This is a genomic window from Brachybacterium sp. p3-SID957 (genome assembly GCF_025144775.1).
GTDB classification, from domain to species: Bacteria; Actinomycetota; Actinomycetes; order Actinomycetales; family Dermabacteraceae; genus Brachybacterium; species Brachybacterium epidermidis.
In genome coordinates this window covers 1-14,458 of the sequence record NZ_JALXKT010000026.1, presented here as the reverse complement: position 1 = coordinate 14,458, position 14,458 = coordinate 1, and the positions used below count along the sequence as shown (strand labels likewise).

The window sequence follows — 14,458 nt, the reverse complement described above, 5'->3', positions numbered from 1 at the left end:
GGATCAGCGCCGCCGTGGGTCTGGTACGGATCGGCCGCCCTGTGGGTGGGGCTGTGGGGGAGCAGCTCACGTGCGGACCTGGTCGTCCTCAGCGGCGGGCACGGCGACCGAGTGCAGGGCGGCCTCGACCACGCCGGCGCCGGTGGCGTTCTGCAGCCACAGCTCGGGCTTGACCGTGACCCGGTGGTCCAGTGCCGGATGTGCGAGGGCCTTGACGTCCTCGGGGACCACGTAGTCGCGGCCGCGGATCACCGCCAGTGCCCGGGCGCATGTGATCAGTGCCAGGGTGCCTCGCGGGGATGCCCCCACCAGCGCGTGGGAGTGATCGCGGGTGGCGGTCACGAGTTCCACGGCGTAGTGGCCCACGGTGTCCTCCACGTGCACGGTCTCCACTGCCTGCTGCGCGCTGAGCAGGCCCTCGGCGTCGAGCACCTTCTGCACCGACTGCTCCTCCTGGCGGCGGCGGATGCGACGCGCGACCACGTCCCATTCCTGCTCCGGGCTCGGGTAGCCGAAGGACAGGCGCAGCAGGAAGCGGTCCAGCTGGGCCTCCGGCAGGGGATAGGTGCCCTCGTGCTCGACGGGATTGGCGGTGGCCAGCACGTGGAAGGGCTGCGGGAGTCTGCGCGTGGTGCCCTCGACGGAGACCTGCCGCTCCTGCATCGCCTCCAGCAGGGCCGACTGGGTCTTCGGAGGGGTGCGGTTGATCTCGTCGGCCAGCAGCAGACCGGTGAACACCGGCCCGGGCCGGAACACGAACTCGCCGGTTCGCTGGTCGAAGACCTCGGCACCGGTGAGGTCGGCCGGCAGCAGGTCAGGGGTGAACTGGGCGCGGGTGAAGGGCAGTCCCAGCGCCTGCGCGAAGGAGCGCGCGGCGAGGGTCTTGCCCAGTCCCGGGAGATCCTCGAGCAGCACGTGGCCGCCGGCGAGGATGCCTGCCAGCACCAGTTCCAGGGCGTCTCGCTTGCCGACCACGGCGGTCTCGACCGCATCGAGCACCTCGGTGGCGACACGGGAGGCCTCGGAGACGGACATGACGGTCCCGTGTGAGTCGGACGGGTTCTGGTGCTGGGTCATCGGTCCCTCTCCTCGCGCGCGGCGAGCTCATGGAGATAGCGGTGCAGGGTACGGCGGTCGATGGGGCTGACGGCCGGCATGGAGCGCTCGGGGGCGGCAGGGGTGCGGGAGCGTTCGATCAGCTGCGACAGGTTCGAGCTCAGAGCGGGGGCGTCGGGGTCGAGGGCGCGCTCGTCGGCGACCTCGCCGAGCACCTGGCCAAGGGCGCGGGCGGTCATGCGACGGCTGGGCTGCGCGCCGTAGATCGCGTCCTCCAGCCTGCGCACGCGCATGTCCTGGGCGTGGGGGAGGGCGTAGTCGGCATCCAGGTCCAGCTGCGGCGGGTGCAGCTGTTCGGCGCGGTCCACTCCTCGGTCCACGATCCACAGCACCGTGCCCAGAGCCAGCCCCAGAGCCAGGGGGATCGGCCAGGAGACCCGCAGGCCGAAGGTGGCGCTGACGGCGATCACCGCGGCCGCGAGCAGCAGGCAGGCGGCCAGCCGCACCAGCAGTGGCAGCGCGTCCTTCAGCATCCGGCGCGGGGGAGGGGCGCTCCTGCCTGGCTGACCGGCGGCAGCGGTCCGCCTGCTCATCGTCGCTCCTGCCCCACGGCGCGGTCCAGATCCGCTCTCAGCGCGCGCAGCAGCTCGAGTGCCTGGTCACGGTCGGGCTCGGTGAGAGGGGAGGGGTCGAACAGGGCCCGGCGGTAGAGGTGGGCGAAGGAGTCCAGCGAGGACCTGTCGAGCTCGAGTCCGCTGAGGACGTCGACCACGTACTCCCGGGTGGTCTGCGAGGGGCGCCGGCGGATGCCCACGGCGGCGATGGTCCGCTCCAGGGACAGCCAGGCCGCGATCACCGCGCCCTGCGCATCCACCACGGTGGACAGGTGCTCCTGCGCCTCCTGGAGGGCGGCGCGGGCCTGGTCCACGGTGAGCTCCTCGGCGTCCTCCCCTGCCACCTCGAGCGGTGGCTGTGCGAGGGCCCGCATGCGCATGAGCACCCAGATCGCGAGCACCGAGAGCACCAGCACCACCGCGGCGACGCCGAGGATCAGGCCCAGGGGATTGTCGCCACGCTGCTCGGGCGGGATGGGTGCTTCGTCGGTCTCCCAGTCGGCCTCCTCGTAGGGCTCGCGCGCGGCGGGGACGGTCTCGGGATCCCGCTCGCGCTCGCCCACGAAGACGCCGATCTCGCCCCTGTCGGCGGCGGCACCCAGGGAGATCAGGCCGATCCCGCCCAGGGACAGCAGGAGCAGCAGCAGGGCCAGCATGCGGTGCGGGGAGCTCTGGGCCGTCACTGTGCCCCTCCCGACGGCGATCCCGTCCCGCCTGCCGGCGAATGCCCGTGCGGGGAGGTGACCACCACCATCTGCTCCCCGGCGATGCGGGTGAGGACCAGGGTCGCGGACTCCTCGCCGAAGCGGCGCGGCCGCAGCCTGCGCCGCAGCTCCTCGGGCTCCACGGCGGTGCCGCGCTTCTTGATCTCCAGCACCCCCAGGCGGTGCTCCTTGAGGTACGAGGTGAGGCGCTTGAGGCCGAACGGCATCACGTCCCGCACCGCGTACCCGCGCGCGAAGGGGGTGGTGGTGCGCACGTCGCCGGTCAGGTACGCGATCGTGGGATCCAGGGTGTGCGCATCGAGGTCTCGGGCCAGGCGGCCGATGAGGCCGGCCCGGATCACCGCTCCGTCGGGCTCGTAGAGGTGGTCGCCCAGCGGGCCGGGCTGCGGATCCCCGGGCACCTGGCCGCTGTCGGCGCGATCGCCCGCACCCGCAACCGCAGGTGGGCTGACGCTCTCGTCGCTCTCGTCGCCGTTGGCTCCGGCGCCATGACTGCGCGCCGGGCCTGCACCATGAGTGCGCGCCGTGAGCAGGTGCGCACCGTCGCGGTCCACCACCAGAGCGCTGGTGGGGGTGCCGGGCGTGGCCAAGGGCCCGAACCAGCAGGTGGCCTCCAGCACCTGGCCGTGCCAGGACAGCCATTGGGTCTCGGTGCCGACCGGCAGCAGCTCCCGGTCGATCGCGGGTCCGAGCTTCGCGCCCAGAGCGCCGAAGCGCACGCGCGACCCCCCGTCGCCGCTCGGTGCGCAGGGCCCCTCGAGCGTCGTGCCGCCGTGCAGACTCCCCAGCCGGGCGGCCAGCTCGATCACGGCCGACAGCGGCGGCTCGTACTCCTCCGGGTCGTGCAGGCGCCGGGTGCCGCGACCGGAGACGGCTCGCCGAGCGGGATCCAGCCAGATGCCCTCGGTCTGCGTGGGGTCGTGGCCCTCGGCGCGGCCCAGCCGCACCCGTGCGTTGGGGAAGGGGCGCAGGTTCACGGTGGCCACGGCCACCGTGGCCGGATCGCGGTCCACGGCCAGCACGTCCATGCCCAGGCCGGCCAGGGCCATCGAGTCCCCGCCGATCCCGCAGCCCAGATCGGCCACGGAGCCCACCCCGGCCTTCGCGAAGCGCTCGGCGTGCAGGGCTGCCACCGGCAGCCGGGTCGCCTGCTCCAGACCGTTCGGGGTGAAGAGCATCGAGGCGGCGAACTCCCCGAACTTCTCGGTGGCGCGGGCGCGCAGCCGGGACTGGGTGAGCGCGGCGGAGACCAGGGCGGGGTCGTGCCCGGCCTCGCGCAGCGTGGCGCCCAGGCGCAGGGCGTCCTTCTCCCGGTACGGGGGCAGGGTGTTCAGCAGCGTCCACCCCTCGGGGCGCAGCAGCGGCTCCAGTGCCCGCACGGCGTCATCGGCCTGCGCGTCGGCATCGTTGGCGGAGGGCGCAGGCATGTCAGCGACCCTACCGGCTCGCGGCCGGGCGAGGGGGCATCAGGCGTTCAGGTCCAGCACGATCTTGCCGCGGGTATGGCCGCCCTCCAGCAGTTCGTGGGCGCGGGCGATCTGCTCCAGCGGAAGCACCTGGGACACCTCCAGTCGGTAGTGGCCCTCCCGCAGTCCGATGACCAGTCGGTCGAGGCGCTGCCGGGTCACCGTGATCTCGGGGATCACTGCGGTGATGCCCCGCTCCCGTGCCGGGGTGAGATCCGCGAGGGTGGGCAGCGGCACCACCCGGCCCCCGGGTGCCACGTGGTCCAGGCTGGGAAGGAAGGTGGAGTGGTAGTGGGTGTCCAGCACCACGTCCACCCCGCGGCCGCCGGTGGCGCGGTCGATCTCCTGCTGCCAGTCCGCCTCGTCGTACGCGATGGGCTCACCACCCAGCTCCCGGATGCGCTCGGCGTTGGCCGCGCGGCCGGTGGCCCACACCGTGGCTGCGCCCGCCTCGAGCGCCATCGGGATCAGCATCTGGCCCACGCCGCCGGTGCCGCCGTGGATCAGCACCGTCTGCCCAGCGGACACCTCTGCCGCGTCGTCCACTGCGGCGATGGCGGTCAGCCCCACCAGCGCCAGACCCGCCCACCGCGGCAGGTCCTCCGCCTCCACCTCGGTGGGGACGGGAGAGAGGGCATCTGCCGCGATCGCGATGATCTCGCAGGCCGTGCCTCTCAGGTCCCCGGGCGGGCGCATCCCGAAAACGCGGGTGCCGGGTGCGAGCCCGCGCGACCCCAGCTCGTAGTCGTCCAGATCCGGCCCGCCGCCGATCACGGTGCCGGCCATCTCGCGGCCGGTGCCGGCCGGCAGCTCCACCAGGGAGGCGAGGCGCGAGGAGCCATCGCGGATCTTGTGGTCCAGGGGATTGAGGCCCACGTGGGTGACCTGCACGAGCACCTCGCCCTCGGCCGGCTCGGGCTGCGGGGCGTCGGTGACCAGGGTGAGGACGTCGGGGCTGCCGAACCGGTCGTAGGTGATCGCGCGCATACCACCATCATGCACCCACCGCCCCGGTGCATGATGGAGCGATGAGCGGACACTTGATCGACGTCTGGACCTGGCGTGCCACGCTGCGCGCACAGGTCTCCCTCGCCCCCGGTGTCCAGGACGTGCCGCTCACCGAGGCGCGGGGCCGGGTGCTGGCCGGCCCGGTCACCAGCCCGGAGGACGTCCCGACGGTGCCGCTGTCGGCGATGGACGGCTTCGCGGTGCGCCGGGCGGATCTGGACGCGCCCGGCAGCACCCGTCTGCCGGTGGCCGCCGACCTGCCTGCCCGCCCGGGTGCCACCCCCGAGCTGCCGGCAGGCGTGGCCATGCGGATCATGACCGGAGCCCCCGTTCCCGCCGGAGCCGATGCAGTGGTGGAGGTCGAGGCCACGGACGCGGACCCCTTCGGGGCTGCGCCGGGCAGCGTCACCATCACCCTGGAGCAGCTGCCACCCCCGCAGCGGCACATCCGCGCCCGTGGTGAGGAGGCCGTGCGCGGGGACCTGCTGGCCGGAGCGGGACGCCCGGTGGGGGCGGGGCTGATCGGGGTGGCGCGGTCCCTCGGCCTCGCGACCCTCCCGGTGCTGGCGCCGGTGCGGGTGGGCGTCGTGGTCACCGGCGACGAGCTGGCCGCCACCGGCGGCCCCGCCCCGGGCATGGTGCGCGAGTCGAACGGCCTGATGCTCGTCAGCGCCCTGGAGGCCGACGGTGCCCGCGCCCGCGCCTGGCACACCGGGGACGACCCCGCATCCCTGAGGGAGCTGCTGCGCGAGATCGAGCCCGACTGTGATCTGGTGATCACCACCGGTGGGATCGGCCAGGGTGCCTTCGACGTGGTGCGCGCAGCACTGGGGCAGCAGGGAGCGGGGACCTCCGAGCTGGTGCACCTGGCGCTGCGCCCCGGTGGCCCCCAGGGCCGCGGTCGACTGCCCGGCGGCACGCCCGTGATCCATCTGCCCGGCACTCCCGTGGGGGCACTGGTGGGGTACCACCTGTTCGTGCGACAGCTGCTGCCCGGCGTGGAGGCCGAGCCGATCCGCGTGGAGCTGGGTGAGGATCCCGGCATGTTCCGGGGCCGACGGGGCCGCCGTGCGCTGCTGGTCCAGCCCGGCACCTGGCGGCGCGCCGAGGACGGACGGCTGCTCGTGGACGTGCTGCCCGGCAGGAGGCTCACGCCCTATGCCCGGGCAGAGGCACTGGTGCTGCGCGAACCCGCGGGCGATGCCGATGGCGCCGCGGGCGATGCTGGTGGAGCCGCGGGCGATGCTGGTGGAGCTGCGAGCCGTTCGGGTGCCGCCGCTGGGGATCTCGGCGCTGCCGTGCTCGCACTGCCCCTTTGAGCGTCAGCGGCGCAGACCCACCGCGGTCCAGTCCATGCGCTCCACGGTCGACGGCCCCAGGTTCAGCACGCCCTCGCGCACCGCCCACACCTCCGGCATCACGAACAGCGGGATCACCGTGAAGGTCTCCGCCAGGATCGCGGAGAACTCGTTGGCCAGGCGCGTCCGCTCGGACAGCTCCTGGGCGGCCGCCATCTCCTCGAGCACCGGTCCGATGCGCTCATCGGCCATCCCGGTGAAGTTCTGACCGGAATCCAGCGGATAGGCGATCGCGGCCGTCGAAGTGCCCGGGAATCGGGTGGCGGCCCACGCGAACGTCGTCGCGTCGAACGCCCCCTGGGCCAGATGCTCGGCGAAGAACGTCTCGGCGGGCACCTCGCGCACCTCGACCTCGAACCCCAGCCCGGACAGATCCGCCTGCACCAGGGACGCCCGCTCAGCGAGCGACGGTGACTGCGCGGGCACCACCAGCACGATCGCCAGCGCCTCGCCGTCCCGCACCCGGCGCTGCCCCTCCATGCGCCACCCGGCCTCCTCCAGCAGCGATGCAGCGGCCTCGGGATCGTGCGCGAGGGAGCCGAAGGAGTCCGCGTAGCCGTCATGCCCGGGCAGATGCACCAGGTTGTCCATCAGCACCACGGGCGCCCCCAGCGGCTGCAGGGCGGCGCGAGCGATCGCCTCGCGGTCGATGCCGCGAGCGATGGCCTCCCGCACCACCGGATCGGCCAGTCGCGCCTCGGGCCCCTCCACGTTCAGCGTCAGGTGCGTCCAGGACGTGCCGCCCGCGCGGCGGATCGTCGCGTCCCGGCGCCCACGCACCAGCTCCAGCTGCTGGGCGGTGGAGACCTCGAGGACGTCGAGATGCCCGGAGACGAAGGCCTGGGGCGCCTGGGAGGGGTCCAGCGCTGAGACGACGATCCGCTCGAGCCGCGGCGCCCTGCCCCACCAGTTCTCGTTGCGCACCATCGCCACCATCCCGGTGCCCTCATCGATCGAGTCGACGCGGAACGGACCCCGCGACGGCGTGGGCGTGGAGGCGTGGGCCTGGTTGAAGGCCTGGGGGGTCGAGGTCACGGAGGCGGGCACATCCGGGTGCAGCACGGTGACCCAGTCCGCGAAGGGCGAGGTGAACACCATCTGCCCGGTGAACTCGTCATCGGTCTGCTCGATGGAGTGGATCTGATCCCAGCCCACGGTGCTGGCCACCTCGAACTGCGGATCGCTGCCGTTGTTCGCTCTCCAGCGGGAGATGAGATCGGCGACGGTGATGGGACTGCCGTCCTCCCAGACCGCCGCGGGATTGTAGCGGAAGCTGACCGTCTGCGGCTGCTCCGCGGTGACCTGGGCGCTCTCGATGTAGTCAGGATGGGGGTCCGTGCCCTGCGCGGTGATCTCCGCCCCCAGCCCCAGGGGTGCGCGCAGCAGGTCCAGCTCGGAGACGGCGCCGGCCCGATGATGCGAGTTCCAGTTCTCCGGCAGTCGCCGCACCGCAAGGCGCAGTGTTCCCCCGTCAGGGACGTTCGCGTGGTCGGCGCGGTCCCAGGCCACGTCCGGCAGGGGAGTCGCTGTGGGACCCTGCACGGTGGGGGAGCTGGGGGAGGGGGAGTCGCCGGTGCATGCGGCCAGAGCAGTGGCCGCTCCCAGCATTCCCGCCCCGGCGAGGAAGGACCGGCGCGGCCGCAGCGCGCTCACGAGATCGCGTGGCCGCGGCGTGTTCACAGGATCGTCCGGTGGCTGTGCGTGCCCGGCTTCAGCTTCTCCAGCTGCCGTGCTCGCTCCTCCTGGCGCGTGCGCCGGGACTCGGACCGCTCGCGTCTGCCCCGCGCCACCGACCGCACCAGGTCCAGTCCGGCGGTCGCCGCGAAGCCTGCGGCCAGGCCCAGGGTGAGGGCGGCGAGCCAGGCACTGTAGGTCCAGCCCGTCACCAGGATCAGCACCAGGATCACGACACCGATCGGCCAGGTGCCGACGTTCGCGTGGCGCAGCAGATCGGCGGCCACCACCGCCACCACGATGCCGACCAGGACCGCGAGCAGATGCAGAAAGGTCACGATTCGAGCATAACTTCGCGCATGGGCGGGCCCGACAGGCACGGGAGTGCCCTGTCGTCCAGTTCCTAAGTGATCGCGGCCTCTGTCAAGGCATTATCGTGTCAGGGGCTATCGTTGCCGGATGCGTCAGTCCGGCACGCCGGAGCGCACCGCGAGTACGCAGTCGACGGAAACAGCTGTGGGATCGTGGCAAACGTCCTCCAGGGCGCGCCCGCCACGGGGAAATGGTCGGCGTCCGTCGGGGGTTCCAGCGCGTCATACCCACGGGGCCGATGCGGGGATCCGCATCGCCGCGTCGACAGCATGGAGAGGAACGAAACGGATGGTGGACAGCATGGTGAGGAGACGACGTGGCTAGATTCGTCGCGATCCGAGTGCTCACGTACGTGATCCTGGCGTTCCTGGCGACGAGCTTCGCCTACCTGCTGGCGGCCGCCCTGATGAACCCGCAGGAAGTGCTGTACCCGCCGATCGCCACCGAGCCCGTGCCGTATGAGACGGCGCAGCACTACCTCAACGTCCGCAACGTCAACCCGGACACCCCTCTGATGGAGCGGTACGCCCGTTGGCTCGGCGGCCTGGTGCGAGGTGACCTCGGTGTCACCACCGGCACCAACAAGTCGATGGTCCCGGTGGTGGACGAACTGGCGAACCGCATCCCCATCAGCCTGCGCCTGGTGATCCTGGGCACCATCATCGGCACCGTCGCCGGTGTGCTGCTGGGCATGGTCGCCGCCGTGGCCCGTGACTCCATCGGCGACCGCCTCACCACCCTGCTGGCCTTCTTCATCCTGTCCCTGCCCACCCCGGTCATCATCCTGATCGTGCAGCAGACCAACCAGGGCATCATGGACGCCACCGGCTGGGGCCTGCCGGCCATCAACCCCATCAACCCCCTGCTTCCTGAGGGTTCCTGGGCTTCCTGGAAGTACCAGATCGAAGCCCTGGTGATGCCCACCATCGTGCTGTCCCTGACCGCTGCGGCCTCCTACTCCCGCTACATGAAGGTGACCACGCTGGACGTGCTCGGCAGTGACTACCTGCGCACCGCCCGCGCCAAGGGGCTCACCCGCGGCCAGGCGATGAACCGCCACGGCCTGCGCATGGCGCTGATCCCGATGGGCCAGTACTTCGCCTTCGCGGTGGGTGCAGCCTTCACCGGCTCGCTGTTCGTGGAACTGATGTTCAACTGGCAGGGCGTGGGCCGCTTCGCCGTCTCCTCCATCGGCATGGCCGATGTCAACGGCACAGCGGGCGTGGTGCTGTACACCGCGATCCTGACCCTGCTCTCCGCCACGCTCGCAGACATCCTGCAGGGTGCGCTCGACCCGAGGATCCGGTGAGACGATGACGAACCCCGGCGACATCCGCTCGACCGAAGACGCCTCCGAGCTGCGCAGGCGCTCCGATCCCGATGCGAACCCCGTGCTCGGATCGGCGCTCGATGATCCGAACCTCCAGGAGGACGCGGTACCGGCCCAGGACGGGCCCGCGATCGAGTCCATGAGCCGCGGGGAGCTGTTGCGCAGGCGCTTCCTGCGCAACCGCAGCGCATGGATCGGCATGATCATCTTCGCGGTGCTCGTCCTGATGGCGATCTTCGCTCCGATGTTCTACCAGTACGGCCCCTTCGAGAGGGACCTGCGCAACTCCCTCACCGGCCCCACCCAGTACCACTGGTTCGGGGTTAACGAGAACGGGCTGGACATCTTCGCCCGCACCATGCAGGGCCTGCGGATCTCCATGGTGATCGGCCTGGGAACCGCCGTGCTCACCACCTTCCTCGCCCTGATCGTGGGCATCACCGCCGGTTACATCGGCGGCAAGGGGAAGTGGGGCGCCATCGGCGACGGGGCCCTGGTGAACCTGATCAACCTGTTCCTGGTGATCCCCTCGCTGCTGCTGCTGATGCTGTTCAGTCCGGTGCTGCAGCGTGCCTCGTGGCTGTGGATGATCCCGCTGCTGGCCCTGTTCGCGTGGATGCTCACCGCCCGTGTGCTGCGCGCGATGACCCAGCAGCTGGTGCGCACCGAGTACGTGGAAGCTGCGAAGTTCATGGGGGTGAACCCCATCGTCACGATGGTGCGGCACATCATTCCCAACATCGCCAGCTGGATCATCATCGACACCACGCTGGGCGTGAGTGCCGCGATCCTCGGTGAGACGGGCCTGTCGTTCATCGGCTTCGGCATCCAGTACCCGCAGGTGTCCCTGGGCACGGTGCTCCAGGACTACAACATCTCGGCCCCGTACACCTGGATCCCGCCTGCGGCCGTGCTCGCCGCCCTGGTGATCTCCATCAACCTCATGGGTGAAGCGCTGCGCGACGCCCTCGACCCGACCAGCGGCTCGAGCCGTCTCTGAGGGGGAGCCGAATGTCTGATCCGATCCTGTCCGTGAGGGACCTCAGCGTCACCTTCCCCTCCGAGTACGGCACCGTGCAGGCGGTGCAGGACCTCAGCTACGAGGTGCATCAGGGCGAGGCGCTCGCGATCGTCGGTGAGTCCGGCTCCGGTAAGTCGGTCAGCTCCCTGGCCGTGATGGGGCTGCTCCCCAAGAGCGCCTCCATCAGCGGTGAGATCGATCTGATGGGCAAGAAGCTGTTCACGATGGACGACAAGCAGCTGTCCACGCTGCGCGGCAACACCATCTCGATGATCTTCCAGGACCCGCTGTCGGCCCTGACCCCCGTGTACCAGATCGGACGGCAAATCGCGGAGGTGGTGCGCATCCACCACCCGAGCGTGAGCGCCGACAAGGCCCATCGCCGGGCCGTCGAACTGCTGGATGCCGTGGGTATCCCCGAGCCGCAGCGCCGCGCGAAGCAGTACCCTCACGAGTTCTCCGGCGGCATGCGCCAGCGCGCCATGATCGCCATGGCCATCGCCAACGAGCCCGAGCTGATCATCGCCGACGAGCCCACGACCGCTCTGGACGTCACCATCCAGGCGCAGGTGATGGAGCTGCTCAAGAGCGCCCAGGAGATGCTGGGTGCCGCCACCGTGCTGATCACCCACGACATGGGCGTGGTGGCCGGCTTCGCCGACCGCGTGCTGGTGATGAAGGAAGCGCGGATGGTGGAGACCGGCGGGGTCGACGAGATCTTCTACCGCCCCCGCGCGGAGTACACCCGCAGCCTGCTCTCTGCGGTGCCGCGCGTGGACCTGTCCGGTGCGGACGAGACCGACGCCGTGGCCGGCTCGGCGATGCTGGACCTGGCCAAGATCGTGGAGAGCGCCGGGCCGAAGGCTCCGCGCGAGGAGCGCCCGAAGGTCCTCGAGGTCACCGACCTGCACCGCATCTACCCCATCACCAAGGGCGCACTGGTGCGCCGGAAGGTGGGGGAGCAGCGTGCGGTGGACGGCATCTCCTTCGACATCCGCGAGGGCGAGTGCCTTGCCCTGGTGGGTGAATCAGGCTGCGGCAAGACCACCACCCTGATGGAGATCATGCAGCTGCGCGCACCGCAGCAGGGATCGATCAAGATCGCCGGCAAGGAGACCGGGAACCTCTCCCGTCAGGAGAGGGCCGCCATGCGGGCGGATGTCTCGATCGTGTTCCAGGACCCGATGGCCTCCCTGGACCCCCGCATGCCGATCGCGGACATCATCAAAGAGCCCATGCGGGTTCAGCGCTACAGCGAGAAGCGCATGAACGAGCGCGTGGACTGGCTGCTCAGCATGGTGGGCCTGCTGCCCGAGCACGCGGCCCGGTTCCCCACCGAGTTCTCCGGTGGCCAGCGCCAGCGCGTGGGCGTGGCCCGTGCCCTGGCCTGCGACCCGAAGCTGATCGTGCTGGACGAGCCCACCTCCGCGCTGGACGTGACGGTGCAGGCCGGAGTGCTGGCCATGCTGGCCGACCTCAAGGCCCGCCTGGGCGTGAGCTTCCTGTTCGTCTCCCACGACCTGTCGGTGGTGCGCCACATCTCCGATCGCATCGCCGTGATGCGCCGGGGGAAGATCGTGGAGCTGGGGGACACCGACGAGGTGTTCGCCCATCCGCAGCACGAGTACAGCAGGGAGCTGCTGGCCGCGGTGCCGATCCCGGACCCCGAGAAGGCCCGACAGCGCCGTCGCCAGGTGATCGACCGCCAGGCGTTCGAGGGTGCGGAGGATCTCGACGCGGACGACGACGCGCCTGCCGTGGATCCCCAGAACAGGGACGCCGGCGGTTCGCACGCGACGAACTGACAGCATCGACGCAGGGGCGGCGCACGAGAGGGCCGCCCCTTCGTCATCCCCGGCGGGGGTCGGAAGCCGAAAGCACCGAGACCTGCAGTGTTGCAAAGCGGTAACAGGGGGAGCCCGAAGGCGTGTCGAGCGTCACCACGTCCTTAGACTGACTCCACCGCGCGCGAGGGCGTGGCCATGGTGGTCACGGCCGGTCCCCGCGGCACGGCTCGATACATCGAGCGGGCCCGAAGATCTCGGTACCCGTGAGCGAAGGAGATCCACATGCGATTGACGCGACGTTCCATGCTGGGGGCGACCGCCCTGTCGGCAGTGACCGTGACGGCGCTGGCGGCCTGCAGCCAGGACACCGGCGAGGGCGGCGGTTCCGGCGGCAATGGCGGCTCTGACGGCGGCGGTGGTGGCGACGACCAGATCGCGTCGGATCAGAACGACATCAACGCCAAGGAGCGCGACGAGCTGGGCGAGGGCGGCGTGCTGCGCCTGGCCAACAATGCGTTCCCCGCGAACTGGAACACGTTCCACTCCGATGGCAACGAGCGCAACACCACCGACATGATGGGTGCGATCTACCCGAGCCTCTACCAGTACAGCGCCGCGGGCGAGGTGACGCCCAATCCGCACTACGCCAAGCGCATCGAGCTCACCTCCGAGGACCCTCAGGTCATGGAGATCGAGCTCACCGAGGGCATGACCTGGTCCGACGGCACCCCGATCGACTACAAGTCGATCGAGAACGTCTTCAACATCATGAACGGCTCCCAGGAGGAGTACGCCATCGCGTCGTCCTCGGGCTACGACAAGGTCGAGAAGATCGAGCAGGGCGACAATGACCTCACCGCCGTGATCACCTTCAAGGAGAAGTACGCGGACTGGATCGGACTCGCCGCCGTCATGCCGGACTCGCTCGCCGAGTCCGCCGAGGCGTTCAACAACAGCTGGCAGGCGGAGCCCCTGGTCACCGCCGGCCCCTACAAGATCGGCAAGATCGACGCCGCCAACAAGACCGTGCTGCTCGAGCAGGACGAGAACTGGTGGGGCGACAAGGGCCTGCTGTCCCAGGTGCTGTTCACCACCATCGAGGACCCGGCGGCCACCGCCACCAGCTTCCAGAACGGCCAGCTGGACGTCATCCAGACCACCGTCCCCGCCACCTATTCCGTGGTGGAGCCGCTGATCGACAACGGTGCCGTGCTGCGCAGGGCCGCCGGCCCGAACTGGACCCACATCACGCTGAACGCCACCGAGGGCCGCCCGCTGGCGGACCAGGCCGTGCGCCAGGCCATCTTCCGGGCCATCGATCGCGAGGAGGTGTTCCTCTCGGTCAACTCCACCATGCCGTACCCGGAGAACACCGAGCCGCTGAACAACCACCTGCTGATGACCAACCAGGAGGGCTACCAGGACAACGCCGGCGATCTGGGCAAGCACGATCCCGAGGCCGCCAAGAAGCTCCTGGAGGACGCCGGCTACACGATGGAGGGCGACGTCTACTCCAAGGACGGCAAGCCGATCGAGATCACCTACGTGTACAACGACGGCTCCAAGACCAACGAGGCCGTGGTGCCCGTGGTCCAGGAGGCCCTCGCAGCCGTGGGCATCACCATGAAGGTCCAGAAGGTTCCGCCGACGGATCTGTTCTCCAAGTACGTCATCCCCGGCGAGTTCGACCTGACCCTGTTCGGCTGGGTCGGCAACCCGTTCCTGTCCTCCGGTGACTCCATCTGGAAGACCGACGGCGAGCAGAACTTCGGCAAGGTCCCCGCCCCCGAGGCCGATCCCCTGCTGGACCAGGCCGCGGTGGAGACCGATCCCGCCAAGCGCCTGGAGCTGATGAACGAGGCCGACGCTCACCTGTGGGAGGCCGCCGGTGTGATCCCGCTGTGGCAGTCCTACGACTTCTACGTCCAGCACCCGGATCTCGCCAACTACGGCGCCTGGGGCTTCGAGAGCCCGGACTGGACCAAGATCGGCTACGTCGCCGGCTCGGACAAGCTCAACGGCTGATCCGACCTGCACCCGAGGGGCC

General features: G+C 70.5%; 12 protein-coding genes. 5 read left to right on the top strand and 7 right to left on the bottom strand.

All coding sequences use genetic code 11. The features are described from left to right. Nucleotides 1-66: 66 nt before the first annotated feature. From M3B01_RS07385 to M3B01_RS07365, 5 genes are read right to left on the bottom strand one after another with little or no spacing between them, the layout of a single operon-like run. On the bottom strand, nucleotides 67-1,077 hold the full coding sequence (locus M3B01_RS07385) for a MoxR family ATPase (RefSeq protein WP_259790708.1): 1,011 nt from the start codon (nucleotides 1,075-1,077) through the stop codon (nucleotides 67-69). Next, nucleotides 1,074-1,649: a hypothetical protein gene (locus M3B01_RS07380; protein WP_259790707.1), complete on the bottom strand. Its 576-nt coding sequence runs from the start codon at nucleotides 1,647-1,649 to the stop codon at nucleotides 1,074-1,076. Before M3B01_RS07380 ends, M3B01_RS07385 begins: the two co-directional genes overlap by 4 nt. Then, entirely contained in the window at nucleotides 1,646-2,353 is a 708-nt protein-coding gene (locus M3B01_RS07375) for a DUF4129 domain-containing protein (RefSeq protein ID WP_259790706.1), read from the bottom strand. The genes M3B01_RS07380 and M3B01_RS07375 overlap by 4 nt, the downstream gene beginning before the upstream one ends. Continuing rightward, a complete protein-coding gene (locus M3B01_RS07370; protein WP_259790705.1) occupies nucleotides 2,350-3,822 on the bottom strand; it encodes a class I SAM-dependent methyltransferase in 1,473 nt (490 codons plus the stop codon). Before M3B01_RS07370 ends, M3B01_RS07375 begins: the two co-directional genes overlap by 4 nt. Before the next feature lie 39 nt (nucleotides 3,823-3,861). Next, nucleotides 3,862-4,848, bottom strand: coding sequence for an NADP-dependent oxidoreductase (locus tag M3B01_RS07365; protein WP_259790704.1), 987 nt, complete (start codon nucleotides 4,846-4,848; stop codon nucleotides 3,862-3,864). Between the two features lie 41 nt (nucleotides 4,849-4,889). Here M3B01_RS07365 and M3B01_RS07360 point away from each other — a divergent pair, with 41 nt between their 5' ends. Continuing rightward, entirely contained in the window at nucleotides 4,890-6,188 is a 1,299-nt protein-coding gene (locus tag M3B01_RS07360; protein WP_259790702.1) for a molybdopterin molybdotransferase MoeA, read from the top strand. Nucleotides 6,189-6,191: 3 nt separating this feature from the next. Here M3B01_RS07360 and M3B01_RS07355 read toward each other — a convergent pair whose 3' ends face one another. Both M3B01_RS07355 and M3B01_RS07350 read right to left on the bottom strand, forming a co-directional pair. After that, nucleotides 6,192-7,880, bottom strand: coding sequence for an ABC transporter family substrate-binding protein (locus M3B01_RS07355; RefSeq protein WP_259790699.1), 1,689 nt, complete (start codon nucleotides 7,878-7,880; stop codon nucleotides 6,192-6,194). A 23-nt stretch (nucleotides 7,881-7,903) separates the two neighbouring features. After that, nucleotides 7,904-8,239, bottom strand: coding sequence for a hypothetical protein (locus tag M3B01_RS07350; protein ID WP_259790697.1), 336 nt, complete (start codon nucleotides 8,237-8,239; stop codon nucleotides 7,904-7,906). A gap of 350 nt (nucleotides 8,240-8,589) precedes the next feature. On the opposite strand from M3B01_RS07350, the gene M3B01_RS07345 reads away from it, so the two are divergent. From M3B01_RS07345 to M3B01_RS07330, 4 genes are all read left to right on the top strand, one after another. Then, nucleotides 8,590-9,582, top strand: a complete 993-nt coding sequence (locus tag M3B01_RS07345) for an ABC transporter permease (RefSeq protein WP_259790695.1) — start codon at nucleotides 8,590-8,592, stop codon at nucleotides 9,580-9,582. A gap of 4 nt (nucleotides 9,583-9,586) precedes the next feature. Next, a complete protein-coding gene (locus M3B01_RS07340) occupies nucleotides 9,587-10,603 on the top strand; it encodes an ABC transporter permease (protein WP_259790693.1) in 1,017 nt (338 codons plus the stop codon). An 11-nt stretch (nucleotides 10,604-10,614) separates the two neighbouring features. After that, nucleotides 10,615-12,429: an ABC transporter ATP-binding protein gene (locus tag M3B01_RS07335; protein WP_259790691.1), complete on the top strand. Its 1,815-nt coding sequence runs from the start codon at nucleotides 10,615-10,617 to the stop codon at nucleotides 12,427-12,429. A gap of 264 nt (nucleotides 12,430-12,693) precedes the next feature. Then, nucleotides 12,694-14,436, top strand: coding sequence for an ABC transporter family substrate-binding protein (locus tag M3B01_RS07330; protein WP_259790688.1), 1,743 nt, complete (start codon nucleotides 12,694-12,696; stop codon nucleotides 14,434-14,436). Nucleotides 14,437-14,458: the final 22 nt, after the last annotated feature.

What these genes read in the sequence shown, in the direction of transcription:
- M3B01_RS07385 (WP_259790708.1), bottom strand. Translation starts at nt 1,077, where the DNA reads ATGACCCAGCACCAGAACCCGTCCGACTCACACGGGACCGTCATGTCC.
- M3B01_RS07380 (WP_259790707.1), bottom strand. Translation starts at nt 1,649, where the DNA reads ATGAGCAGGCGGACCGCTGCCGCCGGTCAGCCAGGCAGGAGCGCCCCT.
- M3B01_RS07370 (WP_259790705.1), bottom strand. Translation starts at nt 3,822, where the DNA reads ATGCCTGCGCCCTCCGCCAACGATGCCGACGCGCAGGCCGATGACGCC.
- M3B01_RS07365 (WP_259790704.1), bottom strand. Translation starts at nt 4,848, where the DNA reads ATGCGCGCGATCACCTACGACCGGTTCGGCAGCCCCGACGTCCTCACC.
- M3B01_RS07360 (WP_259790702.1), top strand. Translation starts at nt 4,890, where the DNA reads ATGAGCGGACACTTGATCGACGTCTGGACCTGGCGTGCCACGCTGCGC.
- M3B01_RS07340 (WP_259790693.1), top strand. Translation starts at nt 9,587, where the DNA reads ATGACGAACCCCGGCGACATCCGCTCGACCGAAGACGCCTCCGAGCTG.
- M3B01_RS07335 (WP_259790691.1), top strand. Translation starts at nt 10,615, where the DNA reads ATGTCTGATCCGATCCTGTCCGTGAGGGACCTCAGCGTCACCTTCCCC.
- M3B01_RS07330 (WP_259790688.1), top strand. Translation starts at nt 12,694, where the DNA reads ATGCGATTGACGCGACGTTCCATGCTGGGGGCGACCGCCCTGTCGGCA.